The following is a 10922-nucleotide window of genomic DNA, read 5'->3' as shown; positions in this document are numbered from 1 at the left end:
GCAAAGTCATTATGAATCTCTCGAAGTAGATGAGTTCTGGAATTTTGTTGGAAATAAAAAGAATAAACAATGGCTTATTTTTGTTCAAAAGTCATATTTTACCTCGGAGAAACCGGACATTTTTATTTTGGAGTTACATCTCTGTTTCGTATAACAGCCATTATGTTAAATGAATGATAATTGACATTTTGTTCATTAATACTGATATGCAACGAATTTTATTATATGTCACCCCTCAATTACAAATATAAATGACTGCTCGTCTAATCATCTCCATTACACAATTAAATGTTAAAATGCATAGCTACTTCATCTAAGATAAAATATATGTATCCAAATCTACAGCACAGCTTCGAAAACAGCGTCATTCTCGTTGTAGAAGATGATTATGATATTGGTGACATTCTTGAAAAATACATAAAAAATGAAAACATGCAGGTCATCCGTGCATTGGATGGACAACAAGCTTTAGAGTGCCTAAAAGCCAACTCTATCGACCTGATTCTCCTTGATATTAAATTACCCAAACTAAATGGCTGGGAAATTCTACAAATCATCCGTCAAACAAGTCATTTACCTGTCATTATGCTGACTGCCTTAGATGATCAAGTGAATAAGATCATGGGGCTAAAAATGGGTGCTGATGACTTTATTATTAAGCCATTTAACCCAAACGAAGTGATTGCACGAATACAAGCCGTACTTAGACGAAGTACAAGCCAAAATATGGAAATAACTAATATTATTCGTTATAGAAATATTGAAATTAATCCAGATCATCATCAAGTTTACATTTCAAATGGTCAAAGAAATCAGTTGCTCAACCTTACGTTAACTGAGTATAAGATACTGTTTTTGATGGCAAAAACACCGAATAAAGTCTTTACACGTAATGAATTGATCCAAAACTGTATGCCTGAAAGTGATGCTTTAGATCGCACTGTAGATAGCCATATCAGCAAATTACGCAAAAAACTTGAAGAAAATGATGTAAATGGCTTATTAATCAATGTCCGTGGCGTGGGGTATCGCTTAGATCAAAATCATGAAATTTAACTTTTTTAAAAATTCTGTTGGAATTAACTTCCAGTTTATTATCATGATGAGCCTATTCAATTTAGGCATTACGCTGTTATCTTTCATGATTGGCTATTTTGTTTATAGCTGGGCGATAAAAATAGGTTTTCTAAATACACAAGTTATTAATTCAAATGAATTTTCAGTTACCTCCGTTGACTTTATCTGGCTGTTTTTAGTGCTATTAACAGGCTTTTTTCTTTCTACTATCCTCGCCTTTAAATATGGAAAACGCTATACACAGCCAATTAGTGATTTAGCAGATGTTATTCAACAAATTCAACAAGGCAATTTAGCACTCAGAATTAAACAGCCACATCATGATATTCCACATGAAATCAAGTCTCTTATTGAGAACTTCAATGAAATGGCAAACCAACTTGAAGTATCAGTTAAGAATTCAACTGTTTGGAATGCTGCAATTGCACATGAATTACGAACACCTGTGACAATATTACAAGGTCGCTTGCAAGGTATTGTCGATGGTATATTTATTGCCGATAAAGCTTTACACCTAAGCTTATTGAACCAAGTCGAAGGCTTATCTTACCTTGTGGAAGATTTACGGACACTGACACTTATTGAAAATAAACAATTACGATTAGAACTAGAAAAGACCAATTTAAAAAATAGTATTGAAAAATGTCTGCAGATGTTTAATGAACGGTTTCATGTTAAAGGTTTAACTATTGTTTTAAATTTGACGGATAAATTGGTTTGCGTTGATATAAGAAGGATGGAACAGGTCTTTATTGCATTGTTCTCTAACTTTCTAAGATATTCGAATGCTGGAAAAATAAATATTACATCTGTAACCACAGCAGAACATTGGGTATTGACGTTTGAAGATGAAGGTCCTGGTATTGATGAATCGCATCTTAAACACCTGTTCAAACCCTTCTATCGACTGGAAGACTCTAGATCATGTCTAGATGGCGGTACTGGATTAGGCTTGGCAGTGATTGATGCAATTATTGAAGCACACCAAGGTCATATTTATTATTCTAAATCCAAAAACTTAGGTGGCAGCTGTTTTACTATTCAACTAAATCGTAAGACATCAACTCATTTATAATGTGTTAAGTTCAGATTAATACGGCTTAATTTAAACCATAAATTTAAGATAAATTGATGTCTGAACTTAACCATTCTGTTTGATGATCCTCAAATAAATTTCATCACAATGAATTCTCATCTCGATATTTAGCTAGCATAAAAAATACCACAATGGAGAGTATCCCGATGATAATCCCTGCTGTTAATAATAAATTAACATGAGCTGAACTGAAGGCAATTTTACCTGCGTTAATCAATGCTGTACCTTGTTCAACGGGTAACTGGCTCGCCACTAAATAGGTATCACCAATCGAAAGTCTGGCTTTTTCTGCTAAAACAGCAGTTAAATCTGACGGCACTTGAAGATGACTGCCAAATATATAGGCCATGAAAACACCAAATAAAGTAATACCTAGTCCTGTACCCAGTTCATAACCTGTACTTTCAAGTGAACCTGCCGCACCGCCCTTTTCTGCAGGTACTGAGCCCATGATCGCAATGGATGAAGCTGTTAAACCAATACTCAGTGTTAATCCAATCGAAGCTAAAATAAAGGGAACGATGATTCCCGGATGATGAAAATCTGAATAACTCAAACTGACCAACGCAATTGCTGCCAATATTAATGACATGGTCGCAACCAGACGGAGTCCAAATTTATTGGATAAAAAACCAGCAATAGGCCCGCCAATAGCGGCCGCAACCATAATCGGAACCATAAAAAGACCGGCTTGCAGCGGTGTTAAACGAATGACATATTGCAGCTCCATTGCCAAAGTTAACTCAACCCCTGCCAAAGCGCCTGCAGCAACCATTGCCATAATAATGCCGGCTAAAATAGCAGGACGTGAAAATAGCGAAAGATCTAGCATCGGCTGAGGAGAATTCAGCTGTTTGCGTACAAATATGGTTAATAAGCCGATAGATAAAACGACCAAAGGCAAGACAATCAACAACGACTGTTTACCGCCTAAGCCTGCTTTTAGTGCATATACAAACGAAATCAAACCGACAATCAGCAATAGCGCTTGACCAAATGCCCAATGTCCAGGGGTTATAGCTTCTTTTCGGGACAATAAGAAATAGCACATTGGTGCGACAACCAGCATGATTGGGACGTTAATCAGGAAAACTGAACCCCACCAGAAATATTCTAACAATCCCCCACCAATGAGCGGTCCAATGGCGGCACCGGCTGATCCGATTGTGCCCCAAATACCCAGCGCAATGGCACGTTCGCGACTGTCTTCGAAGGTTCTGCGAATAATACCCAATACACAGGGCATAATCATGGCACCGCCTAATGCTAATAAAGCACGTGCGGCAATCAGCATAGAAGCCGTTTGGGAAAATGCCGCAAGGACTGAGGCAATTCCAAATATAACCAAGCCAATCAGCAGAATCTTACGATTGCCGACACGATCAGCCAAAGTTCCCATCGGAACTAAAAGTCCAGCCATAAGTAATGGATAAATATCAATAATCCATAAGACTTGGTTACTTGTGGCACTCAGCGATTGGGTTAATGAGGGAACCGCAACATGCAGTACAGTCATATCAATCACAATCGGCAGAAATGCAAGCACGACAGCGAGCAATATCCACCAGCGTTTCGGATCAAGATTGGTAGCTTTCATGATTAAACCTATATTGATGGTTTATTAAATCAATTCTGAAATAAAGATGTAAATGAAAGATTTGTTGTGGGCTAAACTCGTTAACCCACAGCTTTTATTCTCAGTTTTGATGCTTAATGTGCCGCTTTACGTTTCGAGAATTTCTCAACCATGCTCATGACGACAATAAAGAAAATCGGTACAAAAATAACAGCTAGAATTGTTGCGCTGATCATGCCGCCAAAGACGCCTGTACCAATCGCTTTTTGAGTTTCAGAACTAGCGCCACTGGCAATGACTAAAGGAATAACGCCACAGGTAAATGCCAAAGATGTCATTAGGATTGGACGTAAGCGCAATTTAGCGGCTGCAACGGTTGCCTCCACTAAACCCATTCCTTCTTCTCTTAGTGCTTTTGCAAACTCAACAATCAAAATAGCATTCTTTGCAGATAGACCAATAATCGTGATCATGCCGACCTTAAAGAAAATATCATTTGGCATACCACGTAACATTACTGCTAAAAAGGCGCCAATCAACCCTAGAGGGACAACTAGCATCACAGAGAATGGAATTGACCAGCTTTCATAAAGCGCTGCCAAGACAAGGAAAACGACTAACATCGACAACAGTAATAAAAACAAGGTTTGTGATTCCGACTGTTTTTCTTCTAGAGAAATCCCAGTCCACTCATAACCCACACCTTTCGGAAGTTGTTCAATCAAATTTTCCATCTCAGTCATGGCTTGTCCTGAAGATATACCTGCTGCTGGACTGCCAGAAATACTCAATGATGGACGACCGTTGTAACGATTGTATTGTTGTGGGGAATGTTGCCAAATTGGAGTAATTATTTCAGACATTGAAACCAATTTACCGCTTTGACTGTTCACCTTAATCTGAAGAATATCTTCAATACTCATGCGTGATTTGGCATCAAGTTGCACAATGACTTGCTGCATACGGTCATGATTTGGAAAATCATTGATATACATCGAACCCATTGAGGTTGAAATAATATCGGTCACATCACTGAAATTAACACCTAATGCCTGCAATTTATCTCTATCAATTTTAAGCTGTACAGAACTGCCATCTGGCAAACCTTCAGGATAGACCTCCGCCACGATTTTACTTTGTGCTGCTAATGCTAAAAGCTGATCTTGTGCTTCTCTTAAAGCAGGCATGCCAATATTGCCACGATCTAATAATCTCAGTGAAAAACCAGATGAGTTACCCAATTCATCAATTGCTGGTGGTAACACAGACATGGTTTGACCTTCTGAACTTTCAGCCATCGCTATATTGGCATTATTCACGACTTCTTGTGCCGTAATAGTACGCTCTTCGAATGGCAATAGATTGGTAAAATACATCGCTGTATTCTGACCAGATCCACTAAAACCAAAACCTAAGACCGCCATATTGTCTTTAATCCCCGTTTCTTGGTCTAAATAATTTTGAAACTCAGCAACGACTTTACGGGTACGTTCTTGAGTTGCATCCGCAGGAAGTTGAATCGAAGTCATAAACCACCCCTGATCTTCTTCTGGCATAAACGCAGTCGGAACGTGTTTAAAACTAAAAATCAGCACAATGACAATGCCTAAGAAACATAACATTGCGAGGGTTTTATGTTTAATTACTTTAAATAAACTGCGTTCATAGCGATTGTTCAGCTTCTCAAAACTGCGATCAAACGATGCAAAAACACCCTTTTTCTGATGGTCTTGATCAATCGGTTTTAACATCGTTGCACATAACGCAGGGGTTAATGTCAGTGCAAGGAAAGCTGAGAATAAAATTGAAACCGACATGGTAATGGTGAACTGACGATAGATAATCCCCACTGAGCCTGACGCCAATGCCATCGGCAAGAATACAGCGGCTAACACTAAGGTGATGCCAATAATCGGATTGGTAATTTCCTTCATGGCTTTAGATGTGGCTTCAACTGGAGATAAGCCTTCTGTCGCCATAATGCGTTCAACATTCTCAATGACCACAATCGCATCATCGACAATAATCCCGATCGCAAGCACCATACCGAACATGGTCAGCACATTAATCGAAAAACCAGCAAGCAGCATGACTGAGAATGTGCCAAGCAATGCAATCGGTGCAACAATCGCCGGAATTAAGGTGTATCGAACATTGTGTAAAAAGATAAACATGACAATAAAAACTAATGCCATAGCTTCAAGCAATGTCATGATTACTTTTTCAATCGAGATTTTTACAAAAGGTGCAGTGTCGTAAGGTATAGAGAATTTCATACCATCAGGCAGTGCTGAACCTAACTGTTCAATTTTCGCTTTAACACCTTCTGCAGTCTTGACAGCGTTGGCACCAGGACTCATTTGTATCGCCACAGCTGTAGAGGCTTTGCCATTTTCTAAAATCGCAAAGTTATACATCTGTGCCCCGATTTCGACACGAGCGACATCCGACAGTCGAACATTGGCGCCATTTTGTTGAGCACGTAAACTAATTTTCTTGAATTGCTCTACAGTTTCTAATTGACCTTGAGCAGTTAAAGGAATAGTAATTTGTTGCCCCGTCAAAGCAGGAACATCACCAATACGACCTGGTGATATCGGCAAGTTTTGGTTTTGGATGGCTGTATTCACATCTTGAATACTCAATCCATAAGAAACCAAACGATCTGGATCGACCCAAATCCGCATGGCTTTTTCAGCACCAAAATTTTGGACTTTACCAACACCGTCAACCCGCTTTAATTCTTCAATCACATAGCGAGTCATATAGTCACTGACATCAATTTCACTATATTTGCCATTCGGTGAACTTAAGCCCACCATCATTAAAAAACCAGACGACGCAGCATCGACCATCAGCCCTTGTTGTCGCACTGTTTGAGGTAAGCGTGACTCAATGGCTTTAATTTTGTTTTGCACATCAATTTGTGCAAGTTCTACATCTGTACCTGGTTTAAATGTTGCGGTGATTGTTGCTGTTCCAGAACTATCTGAACTTGAACTGTAATAAAGTAAGTTTTTGACACCTGACATTTCCCGCTCAATCAAGGTCACAACACTATCATTCAATGTTTTTGGCGTAGCACCTGGATAGATTGCCGTAATACTAATCTGTGGTGGCGCAACACTTGGGAATCGTGCAATAGGTAACTTGGGGATGCTTAGTACACCCAACAGAATAATAAATAAAGCAATCACCCATGCAAAAATAGGACGCCTAATGAAAAATTGGGACATTATTGCTGTCCTCCATTTTCCTTAATATTTGTAGGTTGCCACTGCTTAATTTTTAATTTTTGCTCAGGCTGTATACGATCAGCCCCTTCAACAATGACTTTCTCACCTGCTTGTAACCCTTGTTTGATCACATAGTTATTTTGATAACGTTGACCAAGCTGAACAGGCTTGCTTTGCGCTAAACCTTTTTGATTAACAATCGTAACATTGGCTTTACCACTAATATCATGTTGAATCGCTTGTTCTGGAACTAGGAGCGCATTTTCAACTTGAGCTCGGCTCATATTGACTCGAACATACATGCCTGGCAAAAGTTTTTGATTTTCATTATTGGCTAAAATACGGATTGTGACATCACCCGTATCAGGATCAACTTTAGTATCCGAAAATAGGATTTCACCTGTAACGTTATAAGGTTTACCCTGACTATTTAGGATTTCAACCGTATGTTTGGTATTTGACACGTCACCTTGCTGTAAAGCTTCCTGTAGTTTTTCATAATCACTAATTGATTGCTTTACATCAACATAGACTTTATTAATCTGTTGTATTACGGCCATTGCATTAGTATCACCTTGACCAACTAATGCACCCTCAGTCACTAAGATTTCACCAATCGTTCCCGAGATAGGGGCTGTAACAGTCGCATATTTAAGATTAAGTTGTTGTCTGCTTAACATGGCTTGCATTTGCGCCACATCGGCTTTTGCTTTTTGATAATCTGCTTCGGTATTGTTGTATTCCTGCTGACTAACCGCATTTACTTTTACTAATTCAGTGTAGCGTTTTAACAGCACCTGCAAACGTGTCACCTCAGCTTGTGCACGGTTTAAAGTGGCTTGATTGCTTTTTACATCTGCCTGAAATATTTCAGAATTCAATTTAAAAAGCGGTTGACCTGCTTGCACATAAGAGCCTTGCTTAAAAAGTACTTTATCAACAATTCCACCTACTTGCGGGCGAATTTCAGCAATACGGTAAGCGACAACACGGCCTGGAAGATTTTCAATTAAATTCATGGAATGCGGTAATACCGTGATGGTACTGACAACCGCTGGTGGCATTTCTGTTGGGGACTGTTCAGCATCTTTGGCTTGTGTACAGCCGATTAAAAGTACAGTTGTAATAAGTATTGAACCTATTAAATGATAATGTGTTGACATGCTTTTTCAGAGGGGGGGTTTTAGATACTACTATTTTGAAATAGCAGTGTTTATGAATTGCTGATGTTGTGTGGAGATTGTGTGGAGATTGTGTGGAGAGATTAAAAGATTTATTTTTTAATGACACGCTTAAACAGCGTGGCTTGTAAATTAGTATAAATAATTTTGTTGTTCTACAATTTTGATCGTATCTTAGTTTTTTCTCATAGTTCATGAACTTTAAAATTCTAAACCAAGACTAATATTTATATAAGCAATTGAAAATACAATACATAGTTTCTTTATACACTTATGAAGTGAACTTTAGGTGAACATAAGTTAAATAGAAATTTTTAATTAGTTCAGCACAAACGTACAATCTTTAAGGCCTATAACTCGATACCGTTCTCTCTTTGATGTTTATTGCTATCTAATTGAGTGAACTCTGTGGAAATATTTCTTTATACATTAAGCGTTATGTATAGCCCAGGCCCTGTAAATTTTATGGGGCTAAATTCTGGCCTTACAGGTCAATTAAAAAAGACTATAGGATTTTACCTAGGCATTGGTTTCGCCATGTTGATCTTATTCGTATTGTTTGGCTATATAGGTGAAGCTGTTATTCCACATGGATTGATTCATTATATTGCTTTAGCGGGTGCAATTTATACATTCTACTTGGCTATAAAAATGATTAGGGCGAATGTAGAAACAACTCAACAGCAAGAAAGCCATCTAACATTCTTAAATGGCTTATTTATTCAGTTATTAAATCCAAAAGCCATTCTCGTCATTCTACCTGTTACGACAATTATGTACCCTGCAGCCAAAATCACAGGAATCATGATCTTGATAGTTTCTTTACTGATTTCACTTGGTGCTGTTGGCGCACCATTCACCTATGCTCTGGTTGGAAAAGTATTAGGCAACAAAATTGCTAATCCTATCTGGTTTAATCGGCTAAATAAGCTGATGGGTATACTCTTGATTTTATCAGGGCTTTTTATGTTCAAAGATTTTCTTAATGGAATAAATCTGCTGTAGGACAAATTAGCCGTTCAAATCGAACGGCTATCTTTTAATATTTATCATTTTCCATTGAGTGGGAGTTAAACCAAATGTTTTTATAAAATGTCTGGTCATATGACTCTGATCAAAAAAGCCTGCATTTAAAGCAGCATTAACAATAGACTCCCCTTGAGCAAGGTAGAACTTAACTGTTTCTAAGCGACGCATGATCATATAACGGTGTGGGCTAGTTCCAAATAATAATCGGAAATCACGAGAAAGGCTCCAGCGGTCACGATCAGCATGTTTCTCTAAATCTGACAAACTTAAGTTTTCATGTGGATACGCCAAAATACACTCACGCGCTCTCTCTGCTGCCTTGTAGTCAAATTTTTTGTTTTGGTTAGATGAAGTATCTGAAATTTCACACTGTGTAGTTGCCAAATCAAATAGAGCATCTTCCTCTTCTAGGGTATCCATATAATTATTTATATTATTTAGAAAGCTATCCATTGCCCTAAACAGGCGAATATCATTACTTAAGCCATGTCTGATAAAAGGCAAAGGTTTACCCTTTAAAATGGTTTGGATCATCGCTGGTTCGATGTAAATCATTCTATAGCGATAGCCATCTAATGTTCCTGATTCACCATCATGCTTTTCATCCGGGTGTAGAACCATAGTCATGCCTGGCAAGCTATGTTGCAATGTACCTTTGTAATGAAAGTTTTGAACTCCGGAAAGAGTCCTGCCAATAGCATAAGTATCATGTCGGTGAGGTTTATAAGCATAATTGGAAAGAAATGCTTCAATTCTTTCTAATTTATGATTTTGAGTGGGGGATCTCACAATCCAATTATTTCCACTGGAGAAATCAGGCATAATTGATGGCCAATTTTTCGTAGATTCTATTGTAGATTATTTTTCACTTTTCCTAAAATTAACATAATACACGTTATACGAAGTTGAAATGAAAAATGGAGCTTAAAGCTCCCTTTTTTACTAGTTTTTTTTAAATTGCTAAGCGTAAATTCAGTGCTTTTACGACTTTAATAACAGTATCAAAGCTTGGATTTACATCGCCAGAAAGTGCTTTATAAAGACTTTCTCGACCTAAACCAGTGTCTCTTGATAATTGAGCCATTCCTTTAGCTTTAGCAATATTACCTAAAGCTTTTGCAATGAATGCCGCATCACCATTAGATTCATCGATACAGGCTTGTAGGTAAGCTTGCATATCTTCTTCTGTTTTAAGATGTTCAGCACTGTCCCATTTGCGAAGTTTGATAGCCATTTACAGCTCCTCCTCTAAATCTTGTGCTAATTGTAGGGCAAGTTTTATATCTTTACTTTGCGTAGACTTGTCTCCGCCTGCTAAAAGAATAACGACCCTTTGCCCTTGCTTACAGTAATAGATCCTGTAGCCAGGTCCAAAGAAGAAACGTAATTCAGAAACACCTTCACCTACTGGTTCAGTATCTCCAAAGTTTCCATCTTCAACCCGATCAATTCGGACTTGTATACGTCTTTTTGCCTGCAGGTCTTTTAACTTAGTAAACCAGTCATCAAAGACTTCAGTGGTATATATTGAGTACATAAGAGTAATGTATCCTATAGGATACATTCATGCAAGAAATAAACTTGAATGTATGGGGCTACAACAGATGTAACTCCAAAATAGAAATGTCCGGTTTCTCCAAAGTAAAAATGTCCGCTTTTAGAATATGCACTTTTGCAATTTCGTTAGCGGACGGTTTGATATGTTGGTGTCTATGTCGGATAAAGAA

The 10922-nt window shown here is 38.1% G+C and carries 9 protein-coding genes and 1 pseudogene; 4 read left to right on the top strand and 6 right to left on the bottom strand.

Going from position 1 to position 10922, the window contains the following annotated elements:
• The 3 genes and pseudogenes from FTT74_RS13550 to adeS all read left to right on the top strand — a co-directional run.
• A pseudogene (locus FTT74_RS13550) lies at positions 1 to 82 on the top strand (IS1 family transposase); the annotation flags it as partial.
• 245 nt (positions 83 to 327) lie between these two features.
• Positions 328 to 1056, top strand: coding sequence for an efflux system response regulator transcription factor AdeR (gene adeR, locus FTT74_RS13545; RefSeq protein WP_032073130.1), 729 nt, complete (start codon positions 328 to 330; stop codon positions 1054 to 1056).
• Complete coding sequence (gene adeS / locus FTT74_RS13540; protein ID WP_032073131.1) at positions 1046 to 2152, top strand: two-component sensor histidine kinase AdeS; 1107 nt, start codon at positions 1046 to 1048, stop codon at positions 2150 to 2152. The genes adeR and adeS overlap by 11 nt, the downstream gene beginning before the upstream one ends.
• Before the next feature lie 103 nt (positions 2153 to 2255).
• On the opposite strand, the gene FTT74_RS13535 is transcribed toward adeS, so the two are convergent.
• The 3 genes from FTT74_RS13535 to FTT74_RS13525 all read right to left on the bottom strand — a co-directional run bounded on the left by FTT74_RS13535 (position 2256) and on the right by FTT74_RS13525 (position 8148).
• Positions 2256 to 3770, bottom strand: a complete 1515-nt coding sequence (locus FTT74_RS13535; RefSeq protein ID WP_032073148.1) for an MFS transporter — start codon at positions 3768 to 3770, stop codon at positions 2256 to 2258.
• A 113-nt stretch (positions 3771 to 3883) separates the two neighbouring features.
• Positions 3884 to 6988 carry a multidrug efflux RND transporter permease subunit gene (locus FTT74_RS13530; protein WP_270915313.1) on the bottom strand — a complete coding sequence of 1035 codons (3105 nt, stop codon included), beginning with the start codon at positions 6986 to 6988 and terminating at the stop codon, positions 3884 to 3886.
• Positions 6985 to 8148, bottom strand: coding sequence for an efflux RND transporter periplasmic adaptor subunit (locus FTT74_RS13525; protein ID WP_032073150.1), 1164 nt, complete (start codon positions 8146 to 8148; stop codon positions 6985 to 6987). The genes FTT74_RS13530 and FTT74_RS13525 overlap by 4 nt, the downstream gene beginning before the upstream one ends.
• A 426-nt stretch (positions 8149 to 8574) precedes the next feature.
• On the opposite strand from FTT74_RS13525, the gene FTT74_RS13520 reads away from it, so the two are divergent.
• The gene (locus FTT74_RS13520) at positions 8575 to 9171 is read left to right on the top strand and encodes a LysE family translocator (protein ID WP_074163998.1); all 597 of its coding nucleotides are present in this window, start codon (positions 8575 to 8577) and stop codon (positions 9169 to 9171) included.
• Positions 9172 to 9198: 27 nt separating this feature from the next.
• On the opposite strand, the gene FTT74_RS13515 is transcribed toward FTT74_RS13520, so the two are convergent.
• From FTT74_RS13515 to FTT74_RS13505, 3 genes are all read right to left on the bottom strand, one after another.
• The gene (locus FTT74_RS13515; RefSeq protein ID WP_179989168.1) at positions 9199 to 10017 is read right to left on the bottom strand and encodes an AraC family transcriptional regulator; all 819 of its coding nucleotides are present in this window, start codon (positions 10015 to 10017) and stop codon (positions 9199 to 9201) included.
• A 130-nt stretch (positions 10018 to 10147) separates the two neighbouring features.
• Complete coding sequence (locus tag FTT74_RS13510) at positions 10148 to 10429, bottom strand: addiction module antidote protein (protein WP_000985610.1); 282 nt, start codon at positions 10427 to 10429, stop codon at positions 10148 to 10150.
• Positions 10430 to 10732 (bottom strand): type II toxin-antitoxin system RelE/ParE family toxin, encoded by a 303-nt coding sequence (locus FTT74_RS13505; RefSeq protein WP_154320144.1) that lies wholly within the window; start codon positions 10730 to 10732, stop codon positions 10430 to 10432.
• Between the last annotated feature and the right edge of the window lie 190 nt (positions 10733 to 10922).

This window comes from Acinetobacter sp. YH01007 (assembly GCF_013420425.1).
Classification (GTDB): Bacteria; Pseudomonadota; Gammaproteobacteria; order Pseudomonadales; family Moraxellaceae; genus Acinetobacter; species Acinetobacter towneri.
This window is presented reverse-complemented; position numbering and strand designations above follow the sequence as displayed.